At 33.8% G+C, this 26,074-nt stretch carries 28 protein-coding genes, 1 tRNA gene and 5 pseudogenes; 9 read left to right on the forward strand and 25 right to left on the reverse strand.

Annotated elements, in window-relative coordinates:
• The first annotated feature begins 611 nt into the window (after positions 1–611).
• The 3 genes and pseudogenes from IGJ49_RS09600 (at position 612) to IGJ49_RS09610 (ending at position 3,822) form a co-directional block, all read left to right on the forward strand.
• Entirely contained in the window at positions 612–1,946 is a 1,335-nt protein-coding gene (locus IGJ49_RS09600) for a hypothetical protein (protein ID WP_438723265.1), read from the forward strand.
• Positions 1,947–2,008: 62 nt separating this feature from the next.
• Positions 2,009–3,349: a hypothetical protein gene (locus IGJ49_RS09605; protein WP_438723267.1), complete on the forward strand. Its 1,341-nt coding sequence runs from the start codon at positions 2,009–2,011 to the stop codon at positions 3,347–3,349.
• Positions 3,350–3,567: 218 nt separating this feature from the next.
• Positions 3,568–3,822: pseudogene (locus IGJ49_RS09610) on the forward strand (hypothetical protein).
• 345 nt (positions 3,823–4,167) lie between these two features.
• Here the strand turns inward: IGJ49_RS09610 and IGJ49_RS09615 are convergent.
• From IGJ49_RS09615 to IGJ49_RS09670, 12 genes and pseudogenes are all read right to left on the reverse strand, one after another.
• A tRNA-Ile gene (locus tag IGJ49_RS09615) sits at positions 4,168–4,241 on the reverse strand.
• Between the two features lie 112 nt (positions 4,242–4,353).
• Positions 4,354–5,568 (reverse strand): hypothetical protein, encoded by a 1,215-nt coding sequence (locus IGJ49_RS09620; RefSeq protein ID WP_438723269.1) that lies wholly within the window; start codon positions 5,566–5,568, stop codon positions 4,354–4,356.
• A 241-nt stretch (positions 5,569–5,809) separates the two neighbouring features.
• Positions 5,810–6,734: pseudogene (locus IGJ49_RS09625) on the reverse strand (N-acetylmuramoyl-L-alanine amidase).
• Between the two features lie 2 nt (positions 6,735–6,736).
• On the reverse strand, positions 6,737–6,952 hold the full coding sequence (locus IGJ49_RS09630; RefSeq protein WP_438723271.1) for a phage holin family protein: 216 nt from the start codon (positions 6,950–6,952) through the stop codon (positions 6,737–6,739).
• A gap of 199 nt (positions 6,953–7,151) precedes the next feature.
• Positions 7,152–7,886 (reverse strand): hypothetical protein, encoded by a 735-nt coding sequence (locus tag IGJ49_RS09635; RefSeq protein ID WP_438724032.1) that lies wholly within the window; start codon positions 7,884–7,886, stop codon positions 7,152–7,154.
• Positions 7,887–7,948: 62 nt separating this feature from the next.
• A pseudogene (locus IGJ49_RS09640) lies at positions 7,949–9,351 on the reverse strand (terminase TerL endonuclease subunit); the annotation flags it as partial.
• The gene (locus IGJ49_RS09645) at positions 9,329–9,643 is read right to left on the reverse strand and encodes a terminase (RefSeq protein ID WP_438723273.1); all 315 of its coding nucleotides are present in this window, start codon (positions 9,641–9,643) and stop codon (positions 9,329–9,331) included. The gene IGJ49_RS09645 and the pseudogene IGJ49_RS09640, both read right to left, overlap by 23 nt.
• Positions 9,644–9,745: 102 nt before the next feature.
• Positions 9,746–10,017, reverse strand: a pseudogene (locus IGJ49_RS09650) (hypothetical protein).
• 4 nt (positions 10,018–10,021) lie between these two features.
• A pseudogene (locus IGJ49_RS09655) lies at positions 10,022–10,341 on the reverse strand (HNH endonuclease).
• A gap of 164 nt (positions 10,342–10,505) precedes the next feature.
• Positions 10,506–10,844 carry a hypothetical protein gene (locus IGJ49_RS09660; protein WP_438723274.1) on the reverse strand — a complete coding sequence of 113 codons (339 nt, stop codon included), beginning with the start codon at positions 10,842–10,844 and terminating at the stop codon, positions 10,506–10,508.
• A gap of 139 nt (positions 10,845–10,983) precedes the next feature.
• Positions 10,984–11,106: a hypothetical protein gene (locus tag IGJ49_RS09665; protein WP_438723276.1), complete on the reverse strand. Its 123-nt coding sequence runs from the start codon at positions 11,104–11,106 to the stop codon at positions 10,984–10,986.
• 1,024 nt (positions 11,107–12,130) lie between these two features.
• Complete coding sequence (locus IGJ49_RS09670) at positions 12,131–12,598, reverse strand: ArpU family transcriptional regulator (RefSeq protein ID WP_438723278.1); 468 nt, start codon at positions 12,596–12,598, stop codon at positions 12,131–12,133.
• Positions 12,599–13,009: 411 nt separating this feature from the next.
• Between IGJ49_RS09670 and IGJ49_RS09675 the strand changes: the two genes are divergently transcribed.
• Positions 13,010–13,225 (forward strand): DUF3955 domain-containing protein, encoded by a 216-nt coding sequence (locus IGJ49_RS09675; protein ID WP_438723280.1) that lies wholly within the window; start codon positions 13,010–13,012, stop codon positions 13,223–13,225.
• Positions 13,226–13,263: 38 nt separating this feature from the next.
• Here the strand turns inward: IGJ49_RS09675 and IGJ49_RS09680 are convergent, their stop codons facing one another.
• Entirely contained in the window at positions 13,264–13,440 is a 177-nt protein-coding gene (locus tag IGJ49_RS09680; RefSeq protein ID WP_438724034.1) for a hypothetical protein, read from the reverse strand.
• 77 nt (positions 13,441–13,517) lie between these two features.
• Positions 13,518–13,658, reverse strand: coding sequence for a hypothetical protein (locus IGJ49_RS09685; protein ID WP_438723282.1), 141 nt, complete (start codon positions 13,656–13,658; stop codon positions 13,518–13,520).
• 266 nt (positions 13,659–13,924) lie between these two features.
• Here IGJ49_RS09685 and IGJ49_RS09690 point away from each other — a divergent pair, with 266 nt between their 5' ends.
• Positions 13,925–14,341, forward strand: coding sequence for a hypothetical protein (locus tag IGJ49_RS09690; RefSeq protein ID WP_438723284.1), 417 nt, complete (start codon positions 13,925–13,927; stop codon positions 14,339–14,341).
• Positions 14,342–14,673: 332 nt separating this feature from the next.
• Positions 14,674–15,606 carry a tyrosine-type recombinase/integrase gene (locus IGJ49_RS09695; RefSeq protein WP_438724001.1) on the forward strand — a complete coding sequence of 311 codons (933 nt, stop codon included), beginning with the start codon at positions 14,674–14,676 and terminating at the stop codon, positions 15,604–15,606.
• 134 nt (positions 15,607–15,740) lie between these two features.
• On the opposite strand, the gene rplS is transcribed toward IGJ49_RS09695, so the two are convergent.
• From rplS to rpsP, 6 genes are all read right to left on the reverse strand, one after another.
• Positions 15,741–16,088 carry a 50S ribosomal protein L19 gene (rplS, locus tag IGJ49_RS09700; protein ID WP_002286913.1) on the reverse strand — a complete coding sequence of 116 codons (348 nt, stop codon included), beginning with the start codon at positions 16,086–16,088 and terminating at the stop codon, positions 15,741–15,743.
• A gap of 145 nt (positions 16,089–16,233) precedes the next feature.
• Entirely contained in the window at positions 16,234–16,971 is a 738-nt protein-coding gene (gene trmD, locus IGJ49_RS09705) for a tRNA (guanosine(37)-N1)-methyltransferase TrmD (protein WP_349519997.1), read from the reverse strand.
• Positions 16,961–17,485 (reverse strand): ribosome maturation factor RimM, encoded by a 525-nt coding sequence (rimM, locus tag IGJ49_RS09710; protein ID WP_010735009.1) that lies wholly within the window; start codon positions 17,483–17,485, stop codon positions 16,961–16,963. Before rimM ends, trmD begins: the two co-directional genes overlap by 11 nt.
• 125 nt (positions 17,486–17,610) lie before the next feature.
• Positions 17,611–18,426 (reverse strand): hypothetical protein, encoded by an 816-nt coding sequence (locus IGJ49_RS09715; RefSeq protein ID WP_438723287.1) that lies wholly within the window; start codon positions 18,424–18,426, stop codon positions 17,611–17,613.
• A 104-nt stretch (positions 18,427–18,530) separates the two neighbouring features.
• Positions 18,531–18,779, reverse strand: coding sequence for a KH domain-containing protein (locus IGJ49_RS09720; RefSeq protein WP_010735007.1), 249 nt, complete (start codon positions 18,777–18,779; stop codon positions 18,531–18,533).
• A gap of 11 nt (positions 18,780–18,790) precedes the next feature.
• On the reverse strand, positions 18,791–19,066 hold the full coding sequence (gene rpsP, locus IGJ49_RS09725) for a 30S ribosomal protein S16 (RefSeq protein ID WP_010735006.1): 276 nt from the start codon (positions 19,064–19,066) through the stop codon (positions 18,791–18,793).
• Positions 19,067–19,382: 316 nt separating this feature from the next.
• Here rpsP and IGJ49_RS09730 point away from each other — a divergent pair, with 316 nt between their 5' ends.
• A complete protein-coding gene (locus IGJ49_RS09730; RefSeq protein WP_010735005.1) occupies positions 19,383–19,937 on the forward strand; it encodes an NADPH-dependent FMN reductase in 555 nt (184 codons plus the stop codon).
• A gap of 65 nt (positions 19,938–20,002) precedes the next feature.
• Here IGJ49_RS09730 and IGJ49_RS09735 read toward each other — a convergent pair whose 3' ends face one another.
• The 5 genes from IGJ49_RS09735 to IGJ49_RS09755 all read right to left on the reverse strand — a co-directional run bounded on the left by IGJ49_RS09735 (position 20,003) and on the right by IGJ49_RS09755 (position 23,451).
• Complete coding sequence (locus IGJ49_RS09735; protein ID WP_438723290.1) at positions 20,003–20,536, reverse strand: dihydrofolate reductase family protein; 534 nt, start codon at positions 20,534–20,536, stop codon at positions 20,003–20,005.
• A gap of 14 nt (positions 20,537–20,550) precedes the next feature.
• Positions 20,551–21,114, reverse strand: coding sequence for a DNA-3-methyladenine glycosylase I (locus IGJ49_RS09740; RefSeq protein ID WP_438723292.1), 564 nt, complete (start codon positions 21,112–21,114; stop codon positions 20,551–20,553).
• Positions 21,115–21,210: 96 nt separating this feature from the next.
• Positions 21,211–22,629 carry a signal recognition particle protein gene (gene ffh, locus IGJ49_RS09745; protein WP_010735002.1) on the reverse strand — a complete coding sequence of 473 codons (1,419 nt, stop codon included), beginning with the start codon at positions 22,627–22,629 and terminating at the stop codon, positions 21,211–21,213.
• Between the two features lie 20 nt (positions 22,630–22,649).
• Positions 22,650–22,988, reverse strand: coding sequence for a putative DNA-binding protein (locus IGJ49_RS09750; protein ID WP_010735001.1), 339 nt, complete (start codon positions 22,986–22,988; stop codon positions 22,650–22,652).
• Positions 22,978–23,451, reverse strand: coding sequence for a DUF523 domain-containing protein (locus IGJ49_RS09755; protein ID WP_438723295.1), 474 nt, complete (start codon positions 23,449–23,451; stop codon positions 22,978–22,980). Before IGJ49_RS09755 ends, IGJ49_RS09750 begins: the two co-directional genes overlap by 11 nt.
• Before the next feature lie 127 nt (positions 23,452–23,578).
• On the opposite strand from IGJ49_RS09755, the gene IGJ49_RS09760 reads away from it, so the two are divergent.
• On the forward strand, positions 23,579–24,283 hold the full coding sequence (locus IGJ49_RS09760; RefSeq protein WP_010734999.1) for a response regulator transcription factor: 705 nt from the start codon (positions 23,579–23,581) through the stop codon (positions 24,281–24,283).
• Positions 24,280–26,022, forward strand: a complete 1,743-nt coding sequence (locus IGJ49_RS09765) for an ATP-binding protein (RefSeq protein WP_438723297.1) — start codon at positions 24,280–24,282, stop codon at positions 26,020–26,022. The genes IGJ49_RS09760 and IGJ49_RS09765 overlap by 4 nt, the downstream gene beginning before the upstream one ends.
• The last annotated feature ends 52 nt before the right edge of the window (positions 26,023–26,074 follow it).

Here is a 26,074-nt window from a genome sequence, read left to right on the forward strand (position 1 = left end):
ACTTGTCGTAAAGCAAAAAAAGAACCCTTGAAAATTCAAGGGGTCTTCCTCTGTCTGATAATAAGAAATTAACGACGGATTTCTTTGATACGAGCTGCTTTTCCGTGTAATGCACGTAGGAATTTAAAGACTAGTTACATATACACCAAAAACTCCAAAACATTTTCATATCAAAATTTTAGATGTCTTAGACTATTCACAAATTGTCATAAAAAATCAACTATCAATCAATTTTTGCCCCTTTTCTGCCCCTTTCTCAAAAAAAGTACCTCAAGGCACTCCGCTATTTAGAGTTATAAAAAGACTGAAAACTAACATATCAACTATTACTTTTATCTACAATCTGAATTTTTTCCATTTTAGTAAAAAAAAAATAATAATAGGTTCATTAGAGAATTTCACCTAACTTACAGTATAAAATGTAATGAAAAGAATATGAATAATATTTGTAATTAAATGGATAATTCTATACAAACTATTGCAATCTAAAAAACCGCTAAGTTATAAATAAATATGGGATAAATCTATCTCTCTTATATTTATTTAAAGTGTTTGAAACATAAATATAATATTTTTTTATTATTATAAGTTAATTAGAAAGGATTTTTATTTTGACTTCAGAAGAAACTTATCAAACTTTAAAATTACTTGCACAAACAAAACGAAAAGATTTCTTAAATTCCAACGATTATGCCTCAATAATGACTGATATCATGCTACAAATACTAAATTTAAAAGACAATTCTTGGAAGTATCAAGATTTAGCACATTATAAATTCAATGTTGATCTAATATCTCTTTATAATGATTATTTAACACTAAATGAATCTGACTTTAAAAATAGAGATATTTTAAATTTAAAAAAATCATTAGAAAATAGCATATATAGTACCCTAGAACCTAGATTATTACAAGATGAAATACAGAATTTAATTACAAATGAAGAAGATAGTTTTTTAGTAATACCATTAAGTATATTTCAATATGACTCATCAAAAAATGAATGGATTAGTCACGAAGTAGGATCCATTATAAAAAAAAAATCAGATCAGATTGAAGTAGAGATTATCGATAAATCTGGTTTATTTATACCTTCTCGTGCAAAACAAGCAGATTATGTTTGGTCTCAAAATTATGAAAATACTCCTCCAAAAATAATTATTGATTATCATTATTATGTTTCATTTGAAAAAATTTCAGAACTTTCTGATTTATTATCATTAGGGATTAATAATTTAGAAACACAAAAAAAACGTGTTTTTTTATTGCCTTTCACACCTGAATTTACTAATTTTCCTCATTCAAATATAATAGATTATTTTTTTACTAAATTAAGTACTATATCAAGTAAAGAATATTATGGAAATAAAATCAGTAGTTACCAAGCTTTAGGAAATTGTTTCTCAAAAGAATTAGATGCCACACTAAAAGTAGCATTAGGTAAAATAAAGCCTAATAATTATTTCGAACCCCTATCTATGGATAAGCTTAATTCTTATACTTCATTTTCAGAATATAAATTACCTAATATTAAGTCTACTAGTACTATTTATGCTTCTTTAATTGCTATTCTGATGGACCGTTTAGAATCTCTAAAATTTACGAAAGAAGAGTATCAAACAAACCTCATAGAACTATATAATACTTATAAATATTTAAAGAGTTGTCGTCAAGATAGTCCGTTTAAAAAAACATTACAAAATAAATTAACAAATCAACTATACAGTAAATCTAATTTAGTTATTTCAAAATCCCAAAGAACAAATCTTTCTATAGATAGTTCCAATATGAATATAGACTATATAAGAAACATAAGAAAAGCATTAATACACGGATATTATAATCCTAAAAGTCTAGATGGTTTAAACGAAGAAATAAAAAAACAACCTTTTTATAAAAGAAAAAAATGGAAAGAAAGTATTACAATCAATTATAGGAACCGGTAAAAAAATATAAATTAATTAAAAATAACAAAAGTTATTTTTATATGATAAGACGGGGGATAAATATGAATCAAGAAGAGAACTATGCCCATTTCGTAGAACAGGCAAAAACTAAAAGAACAGCATTCATGAATGACGAAAAATATGCTTTTTTTTCTATGCAAATAATTTTACAATTACTCAATCTAATGGGTAACAAAATTACTTTATCAAAAATGGAATCCTATAAGCCTAACATAGAATTAATTTCTTTATATAAAGATTATTTGGATCTAAACGTAAATGATTTTAAATCTCAAAATATAGAATTACTAAAAGTTTCGTTAGAAAATAGTATAAATGCTTCAATTGTACCAGAGCTGTTACCTTTTGAAATTAAAAATTTAATTCCTAATAAAAAAGAAAGCTTTTTAATACTACCAATTACGGTAGCTTATTATGATTTTTCTATTGAAAATTGGCAATTTCATGAAGTTAGTTGTAGAATACAAAATAAAAATAATTTTATTCAATTAGAATTTTTTGATAAAGCTAATCAATTCTATTCATTAAGAAATAATTCTAAACCATTAACTATGGATCCTCATCCTGTCCAACGTAATAAAAGAGATATTATTAATTACTACTATATTATACCTAAAGAATCCGTGAAAAAACTATCTACAGTTCTTTGCTTGGGTACTGTAGGTATTAGAAAACAAATTAATGAATTATTAGATAAAATAGAAATGCAGAAATCTGATTCAAATAATATGGAATCAGATTTATCAGAAAATTTTTTTTCAAAAATTAAAAAATTAGCAATAAACGAATATTATGGAGAAATTGTTAGCACGTATCAAAATCTTGTAGAAAATTGCCTAATTAAAGAATTAGATATTGCTTTAAAAATTGCATTAGGAGAAGAAAAAGAATGTGAAGTATCCAAAATAAAGCATTCGCTTTCTTTGAAAGGCATTCAAGCTAAATATTTGTCTACTTGTAAATTACCATATATTAATTCAACTAAAGAAATATATTGGTCATTAATTGCTATATTACTAGATAGATTGGAAACTTTAAAATTTGATATTTCTATAACTAGAGAAATTATTGAAGATATCTTCAATACTTATTCTTATCTTAAACATTGTAGAATTAATCATCCACTAGCAAAAAAACTACAAATGTATCTAACAAATAATTTCTATAAAAAACAAGATTTTTATATTCCAAAATTGGATTATACTAATATTCATACTGATGTTATTAGTATGAATATTAGTAATGTTCACTCTATTAAGCAATCATTAAATAGAACGTCTATAGTACCCAAGAATATTGATTTATTAGAAAAAGAAATAAATAAAGTAAAAAAAAACAAACAAAAAAATTTTAAACGTAGTTTAAAATATATAGATCGTTAAATATAGCCGATAGTATTTTCTTTTCCTTAACTAAAAAATTATATTTAAATAATCATAGATAAAAACTCTCAGTCACTTCCATAAAGGAATTTTATGACAACAACGAACTGCCAATTGATTCTTCTTTTTACAAATAAACATATACAAAGGTTTTATTTTATAGGAATTAAAGCAACGTCTTATACTTAAAGTAACAACTAAAGAGGACGTGAAGATAAATGTCAAATTTAGAAAACAAAGAAGAAAAAGTTCTAAACAAAATCGTTGTAGTAATCAATAAACTGGATAATGGAATTAAACGAACTTGATACGTTATCTGAAAATCCAGAAAAAACATAAGCTAAAAAATGGTTAGTTGAACGAAAGGCGATTCATGAAATAAAAAATGCTTCGTGAAGCTGACTAATATGAAAAGTATGATGAAAAAAGAACTTGATAAAAAATTTAAAGAAATTAACGATCTATTACTTTGATACATTTAAACGACTCATTTCGAGTCGTTTTTTTACAATAAAAAACTGTTCTTTTAGACATCATAAATCAAATAATGCATTATAGCTGAAATTTGTATGGAGTGGATTCCTATTACTATATATACAAATCCTCATATAACAAGTAAGATGAATAATGAAATAATCAGCATCATGAAGGAATTAAGAAAGAATCCTTAGATTTTGCTACCAAAAAACCACCAGGGGTGATCCAGAAAGATATAAGTAAAAAAGCCACTCATTTGAATGGCAGTGAAAAATACCCATTGATTTATATGATATCCTTCAAAAAAATTCTTGCACAGAACTAACTAAATTACTATAGTATGTACCCTGTAGGACTCGAACCTACGACCGGACGGTTATGAGCCGTCTGCTCTGACCAACTGAGCTAGTGGTACGAATTGGCTAAGAATAGATTAGTTATATATAGTAAAAAAGTAGGATAATACCCATTATATTTTATCTGTCTTAATCATAGATAGTCTCAAGATGGATAAAAGTATTTACCTCCTATATCTGTTGTTCCCGTAGTTCCTTCTTTTCACTAGATAATGATTTCAGATTGAGTTTGAACTCATTCGGTTTGATACTCGTGGATTGAAGTTTAGGAATCGTAAAGTCTCTTTGACTATATATTTTGCTAGCTTCTGTTGTTTGGATTTTTTTTTGAACAAAACTGCTTTGTCTAACTTCTTTCAGCTGCAAATAATGTTGAAAGACTTCAGTTAGAAGACTTTTGTAAACCTGTGGATCAAATTTTAATATTTCCAATTGTTTCTCAATAATGGCTACTATATCTTTGAAAACTTCTTTTGTAGAATATCGTTTTGGATTTGGTGAACAATATTGAATTTTTTCTTGTAAACTTTGTTTTGATTCACTTTTCAAAAGATCAGCATCAGATGTATCAAATAATACATATTTAATCGCACCATCAATTTCTTTTGCAAAGCAGTTATCAAGATATTGTTGATAATTCCCTACCTTCGTCCCCCATTCTTCTGAATGTGCCAATATACTTAACTCATAAAAAAATAATTCCTGCACCTTATGTTCCATTAATATGTTTACTTGTTTATTTATATATTTATTATCTGTCAATAGACCTAATTTCAAAACATCAGATAATTCTTCAATATTCTTTGGACTATTTTTTATTTTGTATTGATACTCTATAATTCCTTTCTTATCATTAAGTTGAGCGTTCCTATCAAGGATAGGTGAAGATACTTGTAATCTATCTTTTATTCTAGTATCCGCTTTATCAATGATAGAAACAACAATATCACCTTCTATTTTTCTTAGAATTGCGCCAACTTCATGTGCATACCAATCATCTTTTTCCTCTTCAAAGAATATAATTGTTAAAGGTAGAATTAAAAAACTATCTTGATTATTAACAACTAGACTATCGATATAGTTACTTACAAGTTGTGGTTCGATTGAACTGTATATACTATTTTCCAGCGAAGAGTCTATCAAATCAATATTTCTATGACTAAACATTTCCCAATTACATTTCACATATTCTTGATATACTGCTAATAATTCGATATTTTGTTTATAAGGAGTTAACTTAGCAAAAGTAAAATGAGAAGAATCTAAATTCAATAATTGCAATAACAATTGAAGCATTATTTCTCCATAATCTTTAGAATTAATCAGTCTATGTCTTTTATACTTTGCTAATCTTAATAATGAATCTATCGTTACTTCGTCATACATCATTTATCCTCCACAGAAAATAATTTTTTTCAAATGTATATTTCTAATTTAATTTTATTTCGATAAAAAAGATAATAGCCCATTTTATCCAATATTTTCTTTAAAAAATAAATATTAAGAAAAATCAATATACTCGTCTTAAATTTTTAAATTAATCATCAAAAGTTTAAATATTTTTTATGATCTAATATAAAAATAATTCCTATAGTATATATCACTCTTCAATAAGAGCTTTTCTCAACTATAATTTTAAATAGATCTCCTTAATCCGCACATCATTGACTGCAGATTTACCATTTGCTTGATTACAGCAACGGAAAATCACATCAATTTTTGTGCCTTTTTTCACCCAACTTAGATCCACTGTGACGTCCATTCCTAGGATATCGCCACCTTTATAACCATAATTTTTCTTCACGTCAGGTCGTTTGATACCTTCTGGTTTATCTGGTACCAGCCATCCAGCAATTCGGACTTTCCCTTTACTTACTTCATTGAACTTATCTAATTTCGCCCATGCGTTACCTTGATGAACAGCTTTACTTTCTGCTACGGCTTTATCAGGATCAGATGGTGTTTGTGATTTTGAAACTGCATTTGTAGAAGAAGTAGCCTCGCTCAGTAACTCCCCTGTAATCGCTTCAACTAAACCTTTCGTAATCGCATCAATATTATCGACTAATCTCTTTACGTCACTCGTATTAGAAATGAATCCTACTTCAACTAAGCAATAGGAAATTCCACGATTAGAAAATACATTACAGTTCAATAGAACATCACGCCTATAAGTACCTGTTGTTTTTGATGATCCCCAAAGACCTATATACTTTTCCAAAACTTTGGCTATCGCAAGATCATTGTTATCTGGTAAATATTTAGCATTGAAAATTACATGACCACCAGTAGCTGTAGCACTTGCAGCATCCAAATGAAACTCTGTCACAGAGGCATAACCATTTACGTCATACGTGCCACCTCCAGCTTTTTTTGCTGAAAATGTCTAACGATTCATTGTAAAAGTCGATTTGATTCTTTTTCAACTTAGAGGCCCATGTTTTTAATTTTTGACCTAAAATATTTTTGGTAAACGCTGCTTTCTGATAGCCATTTCCTACTGTGCCTGGATCTACTTGTCCGTGTCCAAAAACTACTAAGTGTTTACTCATGATTAGTCTCCCCCTAAAGTATTATTTTTGTCTTTTCCTTGTTCTTCAGACGAATCTTTTAATTTGCTGAATCGATCTTTCACAAAATCTGGAATCGGGATACTTAGCTGACCTAAATTTTCGATCACCGAAATTCTATAAACAGTAATATACGAAAGTACAAAAGCTGTTGTGACTCCTTCAAAATTCATGATTTTGAGATAAGGATACACAATCATCCCTTACAAACTCCTGTAATAATATCTACAATGACAATTCAAACAAAAATTTGAATATAAACGTTGCTGACTAGATTTTTAAACTCTGATAACAAAACTAAATTATCTATGATCACCATATATCCACCCTTCACTTTCTATTTTTGACCATACAAAAAGCGCACTCATTTAAGTACGCTAATAACTGATATCACATTTCTTAATCTAACCAATATGAAAATGTATCTAAATAATAATATTTCACATCTTTGCCACTGTCATTTCCTATATATAGATTCCCAGAACTAGTAACAGCTATTCTACATGAAGTACTCAATAAATTAGTTGGCCCTAAGCCCATTTTAGTAACAGAAGGAATAAGTTCCTTTGGTAGGGTAGAAATAATATGTTGTTGTGATTGGCTAGGCAATGTATTATTTGTTGTGGTTAATGCACCACTAAATGATATTTTTTTTTGACCATCTTTTGTGTCAATTCGATACTTAGGACTAGTTCTGTCTCCTCCTTGATAGCCTTCTGCTAATGGTAAATCTTGCCATTTTCCTAAAACATAGGTATTATTTTTCATCCAAGCAACATTCGCCGTCACTACTCTTAAATCTTCAATTAATGTTTTGATGTTATTCGTGTTTGTTTTAACATCTGTTTCCTTAGCATAATTTGCTTCTATATATCCAGAAGTCAAATCCCATACAAAGTCATTTTGATTGTCACTATCTTTAATTCCTGTACCAAAATATTTGTATCCGCCTTCTCCTGTTACTTGTTTTGATAAATAAAATGGGGCTACTAATAGATTGGGCTGATATGGTGTAGCTGATTCACCTTCTTTAATTTTAATTTTGATAGCACCTGTAAAGTCATTTAATAGTAATTGTAACCAGGCACTGGTTATCTCAGAAGGATCAAACGATATTTCGTGTTTATTTGCCATTGTTTCTACTTCTATCCACTCATTTAATGGAAAATCACTTAACTTTATATGCAAATAAGAGCGACTGATTCGCTTCGAACAATTTCCACAGTAAAACCCACTTCTTCTAAAGCGGGCTTCAATATTTTTGCACGGTGCTTATCCATAGCAATCTTTTTAATGTGATATTTATTACTCATTTAAAGAAACCAACCTACAATATAATCAGCTTCTATATTTTTACCATGAACAATCTGTGCTTTACCTTGATTTATAGAAATATCTATAACCTCTCGTTTTATATTTTGTAAGCGAAGAGCTGATTCGTGGATAAAAATATGTTGTTTAAAATAAACATCTTTATCATATTTTCCTAGCAACCCAACGCTGGCAAAATCTCGTCTATCAGCAACATCGACTGTTCCTATCACTTCATCCACTTTTTCAGGAAATTCTTTTTCTTTCGTATGAAGAACATCATCATATGAAGCTACGGCAAAGCGTGTATCTTCCATTGGTCTGTTCATTCGTTTAGTCATGAACGTAAGTCTTAGTCCAGTATTTCGTTGCATTTGTGAATACTCTTGGAACATCTTCCGTTTTAAATCTGCATTATAATTAATAGATGGACAAGCTTTCTCCCACATATCAGGATCATCAACTTCATCATCATTATCCAAGCAAAAAACAAACGGAAATAGACTAGAAAATTCTGCTCCTTCTTTATCAATCCCAAGTTCTCCAGAAAGAATCATTTTCGATTCTTCTATGATGGCATCAAGTGGACCACCTCGAACATGAACATTGGTAGTATCATAAAACTCCCAATAATCTCGAATTTTATCACTACCAGAAGTAGCCACATTTATCATTGAATAATCTTCATTTTCGTGAATTTCATCAAAGCGGTTTGCACCTGGTCGCTTACCATCTTTTGTTCTAGCGTTTGCTGTGTTATAACGAAGTTGGCTATTTGTAGCAATATTTTGAATGACTTCTTTAGTTGCTTTGAATACTTTTTTATCTAAATCAGAATGATCTTTAATTACTTTATATACATCATCAAAGCTAGTCTTTGCCTGGCTCTCATTATTTGCGTAAATATCAATGTCATAATTTTTAATTCCATGTTTTGCCGTCAATAAAAAGAAATTGTTCCATGAAGCAAAACCAGTTTTTCCATTGCCACGCCCCATTAATGAAAGATATTTGTTAAATACTAGCGTATTATCTTTTTTCAATCGAACACCATAAATAAAACATTGCATAAATTTTCCCATGGAATTAGTTTGAATGGAAAGTATGTTGCTGGTATGTTGATAGAGTCTTCCACCATCTGTTTATCAAAATAAATATCATCTCTAGTAAAGACTCTTTCTTCTAGATACTCCTTTAGAGATAATTGATCTTTGCATACTTTGATAGTGCCTTCTTCTATTCCTTTGAACCAGCTTTCAATATGCTTATAACTCCTGAATTGATTCATTTGCTTCACCTACCAATTCAGAAGTAATGGCAAGTTTATCCAACATCAATCCCATTTGTTTGTTGACAGAAACAAGCAACGCTACTGATTCATTCTTTTTACCATTCTCCAATCTAATGCCGTTCTTGGATATATCTTCTTCCAGTGATATCGCCGTTTCCCATAAACTGATATAACGATCAACATTATCTAAAAATGGCTCAATATTTGTTTTCTGACTTTCCAATTGGCTTATTAAAGAGCGGCGTAATTTTTCTCTGTAGCGATTTTGAGAAAATTCGTTTTTAAACATTTTAGCCCTCCTTTCATGATAAAGTTCGAAAAAATCTCTTTACCTGTTAGCCTCCTCCGTTTCATCACCCCAAAAAAATTTGCGATTTATTTTAAGGGGGGGTTATCTCACCATCGGAATGAAAGTTTCAGCGAAGTCAATGTAATAATTAATCTCTTCCATGCCATATCCAAAAACATTTTTTATTCTTTCAATGTTATTATCTTTATTCAATGCTTCTCTTACTTGATTCACTTTGTATTTGTTGCAACAGTTCTCTGATAACAGATCCCTGATACCCACATAGCGAACGTATATCAAACATTTAATCAATCCTTGTACATATCTTCAATCTTTTCTGTGTCATATTCTCTGCCATTGTCATTGATGATCATGCACTTACCACCTTTCACTTGCATCGAAGTTAGCAAAGCTTTCTATCTTTTTCTCTTGTTTATCTAATGTCGTAAGATATCTGCCATGAACTTCATTATGATGTTCAATACATGCACAAATAAGATTATCTAAATCTAAAGCTAAGTCAGGTCTATCCTTGACTTCCTTTATATGATGAACGTTCTCTACTCTATGATACTTACCTAGCCGTCTACACTCTTGACATTCATAGTGATCTCGTTTCATCGCTTTCTCTCTGAGTCTGCGCCATTACGGTCTTCTCTTATCAATTGTAATAGCCATCTATAGAATTCCTCGGTCATAGCCTCGCCTCCTTTTATATAAAACAAAAAGACCACTCAACGAGTAGTCTTCATTATCAATTTCTTAAACTTATAAACCTATCATATGCTTCTTTATCTTGGATCAATTGGAAGTATTCAATATCCCGCTCCGCAATAAGTTTGTTATATTTTATATGATTTTTTTATTTGAACCATTTATAGAATTTTTTGATTAACTCAGTTAATGGTTCGCCAATTCCTTTTTTGAAGTTAAATCCAATAAGCTGAAGAACATTTAAGGTATTTATGGATAGCCGTGACTCAAATGCATCTAAAGATTCCATTAATTTTATTATCTTTAATTGCTCCTCTTTTTCTTGTGTTTCGGCTAATTTTTCAAGAAATTTTTTCGTAATTGGTAAAACAGTTGAAGAAATATGCTTCAGATCATCTTCGCTCAATTTTTGTGCGATGAATTCTTCTTGGTAAGATTTTACTATTGTTTCTAGCTCCTGTTTATCATCAAGCAATTCATAAATCATATCGTTCATTTCAGCAATTATTTTCTTATCATCTCTGCTTTGTTTTTACAACTTTAAGTTTTGATGAAATCGATGTTGATGTAGTTTTTAGTGCTACCTCATTAAGCCTCGAGCTTAGTTCAACTAATTGTGGATCCACTTATTTTTCCCTTTTCTCAATCTTTTTGTTTAAATCATAACAAATAGACTGCTTCGGTAAAAGAAAATCTAAATAAAAATTATCTACTTGATTCCAAGAGGTATCCATTAATGTCACTACCATTTCTAATCCTCCTTCAAACAAAATAAAAAGACCACTCTATGAGTGATCACATATGTAAAAAATAAATCTAAGAAATGAAATGCAGTTATACCTCTATACGCTTTTTGCTAACTGATAGCTTTAGATTATCGCAAACCCAAAATCACTGGCAAAGATTTGTACCTTTCATGATACCTACTCTAATTTGAGCTAAGCTCCGCCCTTGACTGGTATCCTTTGGAAGGACTAGTGTGTCTACCTGTTCCGCCACAGCGACATATTGATAAAAATAAATGACCATAATATAATTTTCTTATCAACAGGTGGTCCGCTGAAATAATTATACAAAGGTGGATAATATGCAGTTTTATTTTTTCAACGATAATGTTGATGAACACAATCGGCATGAAGTCCATACAGATGATTGTAAATTTCTTCCCGAAATTTTTCATCGGACATATATTGGTTTAGAAGATAGTTGTAGAGCTGCTATTACTATTGCTAAGAAAGAATATCCCGAGAAGTCCTTTGATGGCTGCTATTATTGTTGTAGATTGTGCCACAAAGGCTAATTAACTTGAGGAGCATTTTATCTGCTTCTCTATTCTTTTTGTACAACTGATCTATAATATTCTACTGAACGACACTCAATCACTTTCTCCAAACGATTTTGATAAACTTTTAAAGTCTCTTTCAAATGTTTATTTTCCTCTAACAAAAATTTTTTTCTTTTTCTAAATCTATATGATTACCTCCGATACATCAATTAAACAGACAGCAATCAGTTGAATAAATCAAGAGAAACACATAGTTAAAGAGCATTTCCACTTCCTTTGCTATAATTTTGTATGACTGCTGCCTATCAAAGCATAATTACAACGATGAGGGAGATTTCCTCCCTTCAAATTGTTTTTGTCGAAGCCCTGTTTCCTAATCTTTCGACACTATCATAATAAACCATTTGCTAGGTAGTTGATTAGTATAAAAAAGGTATAAACAGGAAAGCATTTGGGCAGTAAATAGGTATAAAAAGTGTAAAAGCTGGCTACTTAAAAGCAACCGGCTCTAATGCTGAAGCAAATTGAATATTGATTATATTTGATTCCTGCTTCACTGTTTCTTCACTTAAATTAGTTCTTTCTGCAACACCAAAGATAGCATTACCATAAATATAACGATCATAGAATATCTTTCTTCTTATCTCGGTGATATCAGGCTTATACGCATGTTGAATCGATGAATAACCTCTAATGAACAGTTTGTGTAGTTGAGTGAACTCTTCAAATGTGTCTTCTTTATCGATTAGCATTCTTTCTGCCTCAAAATCATGATTAGAAGTAGATGGCGGAATCAATGAATACGAAGCTGTAACTTTTAGCTCTCTCGGCTGTCCTACTCTGTATCTTGCTCTTAAATAAGCAGCCAAGAAGACGCTAACGTTATACTTCGTTTTTTCCATATCAACATCTTTTGGCTTTAGCGTTTCATACTTGCTTACATCAAAAAGTACCATCTTCGATTCCTCCGTTAAGTTATAATAAATGTGCTGATTTTATTTATTTTTTATCTGGTTATTTTGTATTTCATATTTCCTTTATTTTTATTCAAAAATAAAGATAAAGTATTAAATGATTATGCTATATTATTTATGTCCTTTGACACATAGATGATGGATAACTAGCGGAAAATAGTTGTCCAATAAAAGCGGCTGGCGGAAAACAGTCGCTTTTTTTAACACTTATTTCTTCGATACCTATTAGAAAAATAATACATAATGTAAGATAATAAATGTGCCAATAGTTAGTGTTACTCCCCTCTTCATTAAAAAATCAGCTGCCATTTATGTCTAACTAATAATTTTGTCATCCATATTTTTTCTTAATATTTTTAGTTTATATTCAACATATTAAAGGAGGAGATGTTGATGAAATCATATACAATTTCCATTATATTTTTTAATATCGGTTTACTTTTATTTGCACCCCATTCATTTGTCGGTTCTTATGTTGATTCAATCGGTATTTTGGTTGAACCAGCATTCTTTTGTATTCCTTTAGGATATTTGTCTTTTATGCTCTCCATTTTTCCGCAATGTATAGCTTCACCAGAAATAAGTTCTACAAAAAAGTCATTGAATTAAACGACCAATTGGTCGTTTTTTTTCAGCAATATATCTTCCTACTTCTTCTCTGTCGCAGTAAATGGAATAATACTTTCTGGTATGTAATTGACCTCATATTTATACTCGTTTACCTTAGCGCTCTCTAAATCAACTAACCCATTTTGCCAATCGACGAATAGAAAATTTCTTAATATTTGCATTTCTTTATCCCACTCTCTAAATTTCGGTACCAATTGCTAACCTCCAAATCGTTAAGCTCACGCTAAAGACTTCGAATGAATCACTTCTTTTGTTGACCTAACGAAACACCTTATTTCTTTGAAAGGAACAATCGTTCTTCCACCACTAAGTGATCATCTTTTGGATAATTACTCATAATGATCACCATTGCTGATTTCTCATAAATTTTTTCCCACATATTCTTCGAATAGATATAGCTATAGTGTTTCACGCTTTGAACTGCAACAAAAGCATTCGACTTCTTGATCAACTTCTGGAATAAATTTTTTTCATTTTTTATTTACCTCTTTTTCATCCAAGCTTGATTAGACTTTGTCTGTCTGTCTTTTTTCAAATTTCCCCTTTTAGAAAGACTAGCTTTATATAGCTTTTGAGAAAAATCTTTTACTTCCACTACTTCACCATTACTAACGTAGGCTGCTAGTTCAGCTTTAGGCGGTTCGTTAGCTATAATAGGGTTTATTTTGATACCAACAGATGATGATGACAAAAAATAAAACTAGTAATTCTACTGCATCTACGCATATTTCCTATGAAAATACACAATTAGAACAAAAATCAATAGAAAATATAAATAACTTCAAACAATTTCTTAGAAATAATAATCAATATTTGGGAAATTTTGTTGAACAATATTATTCTATTAATCCGACATCAGACCAATCAAAAGTATTTGATGAATTAATTAGAAATAAAAAATTTACTTTTACAGTTACAGTTATAGAATCAAGGAAGCACAGGGTAACTGTTATAGCAAATAATAAATTTAATAATGAATATTGGACAACTTCTATTTCAGATACTCACTTAGCATCTTATGTTATTTTTGTAAAAAATATTGAAGATACTAGCCAATTTTCAATTGGTGATCAAGTAGTTTTTCTGGTACTATGAGTTCTCCAGGAGCAAATTTAAATTCTATGTATGTTCAGTTAGATATGAATAACGGAGAAATAACCAAAATATAAAAAGCCTTCAGGCTTCTCTTTTAGAATAATAAGAACGTATGTTCGACAAGAGAAAAGGAAGATGTAATGTGAATCAAAGAACTTCCTAGTGGAAAATATAAATATATAGAATGATATACTGATCCCTTAACTGCTAAATTAAGAAGAGTATCAGTCATTAAAAATAATAAAACTAGACAAACACAAAAAGAAGCATCTTGTATTCTTAATAATAAAATTGCTAAAAAAGTTGAAGAAACTAATTCCACCACTAAAGAAATCACATTCCTTGAATTATATAGAGAATGGTTTAATCACTATAAAAAACAAGTAGCTGAAAGTACTTATTTATCTACAAGCAATTTAATGAATGCAGTTAAAAAAGACATTGGAGAAAATACTTTGGTCTCACGAATTAATACTAGATTATTAAATGATATTCTTGATAAATACTTATACGATAAAAATTTATCAAATAAGTACGTTGCAATCATAAAAACTAAAATCAATCTTGTATTAAAATATGCTGTAAGAAAAGAATATATTCATGATAATCCCATGGATAAGGTAGAAATTAATTATAAAAAAGAATTTAAAACAGCTAAAATAAAAGACAAATACCTTGAAGATACAGAATATAAAAAAATAATTGATTTCTCAATGGCTCACAACGAACGATATGGATTACTATTCCAATGGCTTTATCTCACAGGAATACGCCCAGGTGAAGCCACAGCTCTTCTTAAATCAGATATAGATATTCAAAAGAGAACAGTAACAATAAACGGCACTTTACTTTATCGTGAACGTAGTGTAAAAGAAATGAAAAAATCTAATCGGACAAAAACTGCCGCTGGAATGCGTACAATTGATTTATCAAAAAAAGCTTTAGGCATCTACCAACGTCTTCTCGAATTAAGTCCACAAGGTGAATTCCTTTTTCAAACCAAACATGGTACTCCAATCTTGATAAATGCAATAAATACGTATTTACGGACTCATAAGAAGCAAATGGGAATCGATGAATCTAAAAATTTAAGCTCTCATATTTTTCGACATTCTCATATTTCTAAACTTGCTGAAATAGGAACACCGATGTATGTCATTCAAGACAGAGTAGGTCATGAGGACAGTAAATTAACTCAACAGATTTATCTTCATGTTACTGAAGGAATGCGTGAAAAATTACAAAGCGATCTTGAGCTTTTATGACAGCTTGCCCCTTTTATGCCCCTTACTGCTATTTAAATTGAAATATCACTAATATCAATAAGCATTAGTATAACATAAAAAAGAAAAGAACCCTTGAAAATTCAAGGGTTCTTTCTCTGTCTGATAATAAGAAATTAACGACGGATTTCTTTGATACGAGCTGCTTTTCCGTGTAATGCACGTAGGTAGTACAATTTCGCACGACGTACTTTACCGTAACGGACAACTTCGATTTTTGCAACACGTGGTGTGTGCAATGGGAATGTACGCTCAACGCCTACACCGTTAGAAACTTTACGTACTGTATAAGTTTCGCTGATTCCAGCACCACGGCGTTTGATTACAACACCTTCAAATAACTGGATACGTTCACGAGTACCTTCGACAACTTTCGCATGAACACGTACAGTGTCACCAGGGCGGAAAGCTGGAATGTCAGAACGTAGTTGTTCTTTTGTTAATTCTTCGATTAATGGATTCATTGTTTTCTTCTCCTTATTCCAAACATTCTTATGAGTAATTTCTCACAGCGGAACATCGTAATAGTTAAGTGTTTTTACACTCACCATAGAATACTATCATATTCTATGGTGAGTGTAAAGAAAATTTTCATTTATTTGTTGCAACTCAAGCTTCTTCTTTTTTGATCTCCGCTAGCATTTTTTCCATTTGCGGTGTCATGTCTAATTTTGCTAACATATCTGGACGTCGAAGATATGTTCGGCGTAAGGATTCTTTTAGTTGCCATTCTTCAATCAATTTATGGTTACCATTGGTCAATACTTCTGGTACCTTCATGTCTTTGAATTCTGCTGGTCTTGTATATTGAGGATGTTCCAACAAGCCAGTAGAATGCGAGTCTGTTTGGGCAGATGTTTGATTACCTAAAACATCTGGCAATAGCCGCACGGTCGCATCGATCATCACCATGGCGCCTAGCTCACCACCGGTCAATACATAATCTCCCAATGAGACTTCATCTGTTACGAGTGAACGGATGCGCTCATCATAGCCTTCATAGTGGCCACAAATAAAGATCAGATGCTCTTCTTCCGAAAATTCTTCTGCCATTTTTTGATTAAATGGTTTACCAGCTGGATCAAGCAAGATCACACGTTTTTTTGTTTCTTGATGTTTTTCTTCGATGGCTTTGATATTGTCATAGATGGGTTGGACTTTCAATAACATCCCTGCCCCACCACCATATGGATAATCATCGACTGTTTGGTGTTTGTTGTCCGAATACTCACGAAAATTAGAAACATTGATTTCTAACAATTCTTTTGCTACTGCTTTACCAATGATCGATTCCCCCATCGGACCTTCAAACATTCGTGGAAACAGAGTCAACACGTCAATCTTCATCATCGATCAATCCTTCTAATAATGTCACACGAACCAAGCCATTTTCAAGATCGACTTCTTGAACGACGGAATCGATATAAGGGATCAGTGCATCTTTTTTCTTTGGTCGTTGGATGACCCAAACGTCATTTGCGCCTGGAGATAAAATCTCTTTGATCTTTCCTAGTTCTTTTTCGTTTTCATCAATGACCTTCAAGCCAATGATTTCATGGTAGTAATATTCATTTTCTGTCAATTCAACTAAGTTTTCTTTTGATACACGTAAGATACCATCACGGTATTTTTCAACGTCATTGATGGAAGGATGATTCTCAAAGCTGAGTAAATCAAAGTTTTTGTGTTTACGGTGACTCTTTACAGTCAATTCTACAGGAGCTTTTCCTTCTTGGAAGAGTGTCAAAACTTCACCTTTTTTGTAACGTTCTTCAGGGAAATCTGTGGTTGAGATGACACGGACTTCACCTTTGATTCCTTGTGTATTGACAATCTTGCCAACGTTTAGATATTCAGTCAACTTTTGTCCTCATTTCTTTCATGATTCTTGTCACTCTGCTTGGTCCCGATTTGCTTTTGGACTCAGAGTGTTCTATCGTTTCCTGTCTATTTTAGCATGTGGTTCTTGGCAATTCTAGTCTTCTTTTATTGTTGTTCCATGGAAACAGCCATTTTTAATGCATTCATCGAATCTTGATTCGTGATGGTATAGACAGTGGTTGGTTTTTGCCAAATGATTCGAGTATTTTGATTCGTGCCATCGGTCATATTGATTTCGATCGTTCCGACTTTTTCCGGTGCAGGTAAGCGGGCAGACTCCAAGTAAGTCACGATCTGTTTCGCCAAAGGTACAGGATCTTGTCCGTCAATATTGCTGGCACGTATTCGTAACCGCCAATTTCCTTCTTGCCATTCAAGAATCGAAGAACCAGCAGCACCTTGTTGATAACCGACAATGTTATAACCGAGATCGACTTGTCTTCCTCCAGTATCGACCGTAAATGGCTGAATCGTGTTCAGTGTTTCTTGGGAAGATGCAAAGTCATCTTGATAAAGGTAAGAAGCGATTGGTTCTGCTTGGTTCAATGAGGCGACGTTTAGTGGTAGCGCTTGTTCTGATTGATAGTATAAGACAGAAAAGCCTTGTTTTGTCATCGTTGCTGCGATGTTCAAGTTAGATGACCCAACTGGGATCTCTTTGGGCATCGGTGTGTCTGGATACTCTTTTTGCAATTGCTCAAAGGCAGTTTGCGTCGAATTTTCTTGCGTACTCGTACTTGTTTCAGCTGATGAGGCTGTCTCATTGCTACTCACGGAAGATGACCCTATCTCTTCTTTTGAAGTACTTGTTTCTGTCGTACGAACTGTTTCATTTGTCGTTTTTTGACTCGTTTCACTTGGTGATTGACAGGCACCGAGTAAAGCGACTGCGAATAAGCTGATCAAACCTATTTTTTTCATTCGAAACACTCCTCTCTTACTATTAAGGATACGCTTTGTACCTGTTTTTGCCAAATATGATCTCTAAAGAACACAAAAAAACTGTTTCGCGAAAACGAAACAGTTTATTCTTTATTGTCGATGATATTCAAACGCACTTTTTTCGGTGCATTGATTCGTACTCCGTAAACGATTGTGCGGATTGCTTTCGCAACGCGTCCTTGTTTACCGATGATACGACCGATATCTTCGGGAGCCACAGTTAGATTGTATTCGTAAAAATCTTCCGACTCAACGACTTCTAGCTGGACTTGATCAGGATAAGTAACTAACGGACGAACGATTGTTAAGACTAAGTCGCTTAAATCTTTCATATCCGGTCACCTTATTTCTTTGAGAATTTAGCTTCATGATGTTTTTTCATAACGCCTTCTTTTGAAAGGATGTTACGTACTGTATCTGAAGGTTGTGCACCTTTTGATAACCAGTCAAGTACTAAATCTTCTTTTAAAACTACTTCTGCAGGGTCTTTCAAAGGGTTGTAAGTACCTACAGTTTCGATGAAACGTCCATCACGAGGAGAACGTGAATCAGCTACGACGATACGGTAAAAAGGACTCTTTTTAGAACCCATACGTTTTAAACGGATTTTAACTGCCATTATATATTTCCACCTCCATTGTTTTATTCACAAGATGTAGTGTACCAGTTTTTTTTTACCCTGTAAAGCTTTTTTTCTTTACAGTCTGATTTTTTTCTATTTTTATTCTTTCTCTAAGTAGTTTGTTCCTTTTCTACGGATTTCTTCTTACTTTTTTGAATCATCAAGGTTGAACATAGGAAGCTTGTAATTCCCCTATCCATAAGCATTTCCTATGTTTTCGATCACACATTAAAATAACCCAAGTGTTTTTATTTGCTCAGTTTACTTATTTTTTGTAAGATAAATATAGAAAGATTGAAGGAGGAATTGTTTTATGACAAAAAAAATTGGTTTTTTCATCGGAAGTTTAAGAAAAGATTCATACAATAAGAAAGTTGCAGAAACTTTTGCGGACTTATTACCGGAAGGATACGAGAGCGTATTTGTAAAAATCGATGACCTTCCTTTTTATAACGAAGATATCGAAACACCTGAGCAAACGCCTGCAGAATGGACACGTTTCCGTGAAGAAGTCAAAGATCTAGACGGCGTGATCTTTGTAACTCCTGAGTACAACCGCTCAGTGCCAGCTGTATTGAAAAATGCCTTGGATGTTGGTTCTCGTCCTTATGGTCAAAGTGTTTGGGATAAAAAACCTGGTTTAGTGGTCACTGCTTCTCCTGGTGGAGTCGGTGGTTTTGGCGCAAATCATCACTTACGTCAATCATTAGTCTTTTTAAATGTCCCAACATTACAACAACCAGAAGCGTATATCGGAAATATCACTAACTTACTTGATGAAGAGGGCAACATTATCCAAGGAACCGTTGATTTCTTCCAAACGATTTTAGATGCGTATCTAGATTTCGCGGGAAAATTGAACGCTTGATGTCTTGCTAATTTTACAAAAAACCACGAAACAGCATGTTGTTTCGTGGTTTTTTGTGTGACCTACTATTCTTTGTGCTCTTCTTTACGATAGTGTAGCTCGATGAACTCGCCAAAGCGTTTCGTGTCCACCAATTGATACCGCTGTACATAATCCCCTTCTTGAAAAAGACGAATCCCATTCCCAAGTAAAACCGGCGCAATTTGAATGTACCATTCATCGATCAGTTGCTGTTCAATGATTGGTTTGAGCAAACTGCCCCCACCAACTACCCAGATCCTTTGTTCACTTGATTCCTTCACCCCCTTGATAAAGCTTACGGGATCTTCGTGAACGACCCTCGCATCCTCCAGCTTCAATTCTTTGTCTGTTGAAAAGACATAATTGGTTTTTTCTGGATAGATCTTGGCTGTATCTAAATATTTTTTTGCTTCTTGATACGTTTTTCTGCCCATGATCGTTGCATCGATGGTTTGATAAAACGCATCATAGGTTGTTTTTTCCCCAGTAGGCGTATCGAAGAGCCATTGTAAGTCATCATTAGTTGTTGCTAGATAGCCATCCATACTGATTGCTCCGTAAAAAATGATCTTAGACATATTATCCTTCTCCTTTAGCGTTTGACTTCTTGGTGGCGAAAACAAGTGATCAGGTGATCGTTGATGATCCCTACCGCTTCTAAAAAGGCATAAATTGTCGTACTTCCAATAAATTTGAAGCCGCGTTTTTTCAAGTCCTTTGAGATACGATCAGAGAGTTCACTAGTAGTTGGCACTTCACTTTGGTCTTGGTAGTTTCCGGTTACCACTTTGCCATCCACAAAAGACCAGAGATAATCCGAAAAACTGAGTCCAGTGGCTTGCATTGCCAGAACAGCTTGTGCGTTCGTTATTGCCGCTTCGATTTTTCGACGATTGCGAATGATCCCCTTGTTGTTCATCAATTCTTCGATTTTTTCTTCATCATACTTGGCAATTTTTTCGAGTTCAAACTGGTCATAAGCTTCATCAAAAGCTTGGCTCTTGTTCAAGATCGTTTGCCAGCTGAGACCTGCTTGATTGATATCAAGCATTAATTTACGGTACAGTCGTTGATCTTCATATTCAGGTACCCCCCAAATCGTATCATGGTACTCACGCATCATTTCAGTTGATTCACTCCATGGACAGCGTTTCATCGACTCACTCCTTTTAGGATTTTCAAACAATGTATGAAAAAACTCCGAAGACAAAATTAAATACGTCTTCGAAGCTTTTTTGCACTTGATTACTGTTTATTTCTTTTTCTTCTTTTTCTTTTTGTTTTTCTTCATCATGCGATTCATCGCCATTTTTCCTAGCTTCCCTTTGACACCGGTACCGAACATTTGGTCCATGCCAGGAATATTCATGTCCCCTTTAGACATTTGTTGCATCATCTTACGGGATTCTTTGAATTGTTTGATCATACGATTGACTTCTACTACGCTGTTCCCTGAACCAGCAGCAATTCTGCGTCGACGGCTGGGATTCAATAGGTCTGGATTTTCACGTTCTGCAGGTGTCATCGAATAAACCATTGCTTTTTTACGCTCAACATCTTTCGGATCAACTTTGATATTTTCGATTCCTGGCATTTGATTCATTCCTGGGATCATTTTTAATAAGTCTTCGATTGGGCCCATACCCATGACTTGATCTAATTGTTCAATGAAATCATTGAAGTCAAATGAGTTTTCACGCATTTTTTGCGCAAGCTCTTCTGCTTTTTTCTCATCATAGTCTTGTTGCGCTTTTTCGATCAGCGTCAACATATCCCCCATACCAAGGATACGACTTGCCATGCGATCTGGATGGAAGACTTCTAAGTCAGTCAGCTTTTCACCAGAACCGATGAACTTGATCGGTGCGCCGGTCACTGAACGGATCGATAGCGCCGCTCCCCCACGTGTGTCTCCATCCAATTTTGTGATGACGACCCCGGTGATCCCTAATTGTTGATTGAAGCTATCCGCAACGTTGACGGCATCTTGACCAGTCATCGCATCGACAACGAGTAAGATTTCGTTAGGTTGTGTCAAGTCTTTGATTTGTTTTAATTCATCCATCAATGTTTCATCAATGTGTAAACGACCGGCTGTATCGATCAATACGTAATCATTTTTCTTTTCTTTTGCGAGTTCCATCCCTTGACGAACGATTTCTACAGGACTCACATCTGTCCCCATATCAAAAACCGGAACATCCAATTGCTGTCCTAAAACTTTTAACTGGTCGATGGCAGCAGGACGGTACACGTCACCTGCAATCAATAAGGGACGAGCATTTTCATTTTTCTTTAAATAATTCGCTAATTTACCAGTAAACGTTGTTTTACCTGCACCTTGCAACCCAGCCATCATGATGACAGTCGGGATTTTAGGAGATTTAGTCAATTCAACTGTTTCAGAACCCAAAGTGATCGTTAACTCTTCATCCACGATCTTTACGATTTGTTGTGCTGGAGAAAGACTATCAAGTACTTCTGCTCCAACTGCACGTTCGCGCACACGTTTCGTAAAATCTTTGACTACTTGTAAGTTGACATCGGCTTCTAATAACGCAAGACGGATCTCACGCATCATTTCCTTGACGTCAGCTTCAGAGACTTTTCCTTTTTTTCGTAACTTTGACATCGCCTGTTGTAGGCGTTCAGTTAAGCTTTCAAATGCCATATTTTATTCATTCCTTTTTGTTATTCTTCGATTTCTTGAATTTTTTTGATGTATCCTTGTAGCGTTTGATCTTCAGGATACTGTTCATTGATATAGTTCGTCAATTCTGTCAACAACTGTTCACGAACGACATAGTCAGAAAAAAGGTGGAGTTTTTTTTCGTAATTCTCCAAGATCTTGCTCGTTCGTTTGATATTATCATAAACTGCTTGGCGACTGACTTCATATTCTTCAGCGATTTCTCCAAGTGAGAAATCATCTGCATAATATAATTCCATATAATTCATTTGTTTCTCAGTCAACAGTGTCGAATAAAATTCAAAAAGAGCATTCATCCGATTGGTTTTCTCAATTTCCATTCAACTCACCTCGTTGATCCATCCACTCTTCTTCTGAGCAGACACTGATTTTTTGTTGGAGAAAATAGGCGGTAGCTACGCCAATGCCTTCTTTCAGACTACCAGTGAAACTACCATCATAGATAGTTGATGAGCCGCAGGAAGGACTATTTGCTTTTAAGATCAACGTTGAGACCTGCTTTTCCTTTAGCACTTGATAAGCATTGATCGCACCTTTTTTATAGGCTTCTGTGACATCTTTTCCAGAGATCGTCATGACCTTAGCCTGATGATCCCAGACATCAAACCCATCACCACCAACGATTTCTGCTGGTTCTCTTGGAATGGGCAAACCTCCTGCTACTTCTGGACAGATCACGATTGCTTGACCTTCTGTCACGAGTTTTTTTAAGGCAGGGATTGTTTGTTCCCGATCATCATAGCGACATGAGACGCCACCTAAACAAGCACTGATACCGATCATCGGACATTTTCTCCTTTAGCTGAGCAAATTGCTTTTATATTATACCATTTATTTAACTGGTTAAATAGTCTTTGCCCCCGATTCTGTGCTAAAATAAAGGAGATGAAATTTATCAAAAGGAGAATTTATGAAAAAAGTACTAGTTGTTGATGACGAACCCTCAATTGTAACATTACTGACATTCAATCTTGAAAAAGAAGGATATAAAGTAACCAGTGCTGCAGATGGTCAAGAAGGTCTTGATCTTGCATTGGAACATTCATATGATTTCATTATTTTAGACGTGATGCTTCCTTCGATCGACGGTATCGCGATCACACAAAAACTTCGTCAAGAAAAAAATGACACACCTATATTGATCCTAACAGCTAAAGATGATCAAGTCGATCGAATCATTGGACTGGAGATCGGTGCGGATGATTATTTGACGAAACCCTTCAGCCCTCGGGAAGTCCTTGCACGGATGAAAGCCATCTTTCGTCGGATCGAACCCCGTAAAACTCAATCTGATGAGGCAGAACCAGAATACTTATCCATTGGACAAATCAAAGCCGACTTGACGAATTATCAAGTGACGATTGAGGACCAACCGATCGAACTTACGCCGAAAGAATTTGAGTTGCTTGTTTATTTCATGAAACGCAAAGATCGAGTGATCGACCGAGATACACTGTTGGATCGTATCTGGAATTTTGATTTTTCTGGACAAAGTCGTATTGTTGATGTCCACGTCAGTCATTTACGTGAAAAAATCGAGCGTGATCCGAAACATCCTAAATATTTACTGACTGTTCGGGGCTTTGGTTATAAATTCCAGGAACCAAAACGATGAAAAAACAATGGAAAAAATTCTCCGAGCGCTTATTTTTCCTCGTCTTGTTGCTTGGCTTATTTTTTGGCGGATGGCAGATCATCTCCCATTATTTCCAACAACAGATCATTGAACAGCAAGAAAGTTATTTGACTAAAAAAGCGCAGTTATTGGCTCGTCAACTAGATGTTGAGAATCCTGCATCTGCTAGTAATAAAGCAGTTCTGGATGAATTTGTCCATCAATCCAATGAACGAGTGACGTTGATCGATCAAACTGGCACGATCATTTATGACACGGAAGAATCTTCTTTGCATGAACAAAGAAAAACACGTCCGGAAATCAAAGCGATCTTAGAAGGCAGTACGCTTGGCACTTCACTTCGTAAGAGTACGACATTGAACGAAGAATTACTTTATGTCGCCTTGCCTATCAAAGTCAATGGGAAATTAGTAGCGATCATTCGCATCGCTGAACCTACAAGTGGCTTTCTTCCTCGCACGGAAAGTTTTCGCCGTTGGGTATTTGGTTTCTTCTTAGTTTTCTTTCTTTTATTGACATTTATGATCTACTATCTGATTTACCAACGGAACCAACCACTCAAAACAGTGATTCCTGTTTTGAAAAAGATGGTCAAGAACCCGGAACAAACGGAAATCATTATGCAGACTTCTGATCAATGGGAAGAATTATACCAGACGATCAATGGCTTGAGTGAACAGATGACCAAAATGTATCGCGCCTATACGACGACGGAAGAGCAATTATACAGCTTGTTGAATGAATTGATGATCGGTGTCTTTCTGATTGACTCCAATGCGACACTGCGTCTGCTTAATCCAAAAATGCAAGTCCATCTAGGTGTGAAAGATTATCAAGAAAATCAACATTACACAGAAGTGATCCGCGAACCAAAATTGATCCAATTGATCCATCAAGTTTCTCCGACTGAACCGATCGTTCATCAAGAAGTCACGATTGCTGACGGTACGCAAACACTGGATATCAGCTTGCGTTATTTCAATAGTTCAGAGGATACTGGCCAAATTTTAGGTGTTGCTTATGATCTGACAAAAGTCAGACATTTAGAAAAAATGCAAAAAGATTTTGTCGGCAATGTCTCACATGAATTAAAAACACCTGTCACTTCTTTGATCGGGTTTACTGAGACTTTACTGGACGGTGCAAAAGAAGACCCCGACACACTGACTGAATTTCTATTGATCATGCAAAAAGATGCGATTCGTTTAGATAAGCTGATCCGAGAAATTATTCAGTTATCAAAAGACGAAGAGAGTTTACATGAAACCCAAACGATCTATATGAAGCCTTATTTCCAACAAGTGATCCAAAGCTATCAACCAATGATCCGGAAAAAACAGTTGACGATCAAATTGATTGGAGAAAATACTGCCTTTACGACACATCCTGATTTGCTTTACCCGATCATCAAAAACTTATTTGAAAATGCGATCCAATATTCAAAAGAAGAAAGTGAGATCATCATTCGCTACGAAAGCCACGATCAGCTGATTTTCTCTGTACAAGATTTTGGTATTGGTATCGATCGCGAAGACCAAGAACGCATCTTTGAACGTTTTTATCGTGTAGATAAAGCGCGTAGTCGCCATTCAGGTGGTACAGGATTAGGATTGTCGATCGTGAAAGAATACGTGAATTTACTTCATGGTACGGTGGAGATCGAGAGTCACCCTGGTATCGGCTCTACCTTTATTGTGAAGATCCCTAAAATCAATTAATCGTGAACCTGATAGGTATAAATGAAATAAGCGTCAACCTCCAAGAACATTT

This window comes from Enterococcus sp. AZ171 (assembly GCF_051714005.1).
Lineage (GTDB): Bacteria > Bacillota > Bacilli > Lactobacillales > Enterococcaceae > Enterococcus_B > Enterococcus_B pernyi.

Excerpts from the sequence above, each read along its gene's own strand:
- IGJ49_RS09765 (WP_438723297.1), top strand. The coding sequence starts at position 24,280 with ATGAAAAAACAATGGAAAAAATTCTCCGAGCGCTTATTTTTCCTCGTC.
- IGJ49_RS09730 (WP_010735005.1), top strand. The coding sequence starts at position 19,383 with ATGACAAAAAAAATTGGTTTTTTCATCGGAAGTTTAAGAAAAGATTCA.
- IGJ49_RS09750 (WP_010735001.1), bottom strand. The coding sequence starts at position 22,988 with ATGGAAATTGAGAAAACCAATCGGATGAATGCTCTTTTTGAATTTTAT.
- ffh (WP_010735002.1), bottom strand. The coding sequence starts at position 22,629 with ATGGCATTTGAAAGCTTAACTGAACGCCTACAACAGGCGATGTCAAAG.
- IGJ49_RS09755 (WP_438723295.1), bottom strand. The coding sequence starts at position 23,451 with ATGATCGGTATCAGTGCTTGTTTAGGTGGCGTCTCATGTCGCTATGAT.
- IGJ49_RS09720 (WP_010735007.1), bottom strand. The coding sequence starts at position 18,779 with ATGAAAGATTTAAGCGACTTAGTCTTAACAATCGTTCGTCCGTTAGTT.
- IGJ49_RS09740 (WP_438723292.1), bottom strand. The coding sequence starts at position 21,114 with ATGAAACGCTGTCCATGGAGTGAATCAACTGAAATGATGCGTGAGTAC.
- IGJ49_RS09645 (WP_438723273.1), bottom strand. The coding sequence starts at position 9,643 with ATGTTTAAAAACGAATTTTCTCAAAATCGCTACAGAGAAAAATTACGC.
- IGJ49_RS09735 (WP_438723290.1), bottom strand. The coding sequence starts at position 20,536 with ATGTCTAAGATCATTTTTTACGGAGCAATCAGTATGGATGGCTATCTA.
- IGJ49_RS09690 (WP_438723284.1), top strand. The coding sequence starts at position 13,925 with ATGATGATGACAAAAAATAAAACTAGTAATTCTACTGCATCTACGCAT.
- IGJ49_RS09635 (WP_438724032.1), bottom strand. The coding sequence starts at position 7,886 with ATGGCAAATAAACACGAAATATCGTTTGATCCTTCTGAGATAACCAGT.
- IGJ49_RS09660 (WP_438723274.1), bottom strand. The coding sequence starts at position 10,844 with ATGATTTATGAATTGCTTGATGATAAACAGGAGCTAGAAACAATAGTA.
- IGJ49_RS09630 (WP_438723271.1), bottom strand. The coding sequence starts at position 6,952 with ATGATTGTGTATCCTTATCTCAAAATCATGAATTTTGAAGGAGTCACA.
- trmD (WP_349519997.1), bottom strand. The coding sequence starts at position 16,971 with ATGAAGATTGACGTGTTGACTCTGTTTCCACGAATGTTTGAAGGTCCG.
- rplS (WP_002286913.1), bottom strand. The coding sequence starts at position 16,088 with ATGAATCCATTAATCGAAGAATTAACAAAAGAACAACTACGTTCTGAC.
- IGJ49_RS09605 (WP_438723267.1), top strand. The coding sequence starts at position 2,009 with ATGAATCAAGAAGAGAACTATGCCCATTTCGTAGAACAGGCAAAAACT.
- IGJ49_RS09665 (WP_438723276.1), bottom strand. The coding sequence starts at position 11,106 with ATGGTAGTGACATTAATGGATACCTCTTGGAATCAAGTAGATAATTTT.
- IGJ49_RS09675 (WP_438723280.1), top strand. The coding sequence starts at position 13,010 with ATGAAATCATATACAATTTCCATTATATTTTTTAATATCGGTTTACTT.
- IGJ49_RS09620 (WP_438723269.1), bottom strand. The coding sequence starts at position 5,568 with ATGTATGACGAAGTAACGATAGATTCATTATTAAGATTAGCAAAGTAT.
- rpsP (WP_010735006.1), bottom strand. The coding sequence starts at position 19,066 with ATGGCAGTTAAAATCCGTTTAAAACGTATGGGTTCTAAAAAGAGTCCT.
- IGJ49_RS09715 (WP_438723287.1), bottom strand. The coding sequence starts at position 18,426 with ATGAAAAAAATAGGTTTGATCAGCTTATTCGCAGTCGCTTTACTCGGT.
- IGJ49_RS09670 (WP_438723278.1), bottom strand. The coding sequence starts at position 12,598 with ATGGTACTTTTTGATGTAAGCAAGTATGAAACGCTAAAGCCAAAAGAT.
- IGJ49_RS09760 (WP_010734999.1), top strand. The coding sequence starts at position 23,579 with ATGAAAAAAGTACTAGTTGTTGATGACGAACCCTCAATTGTAACATTA.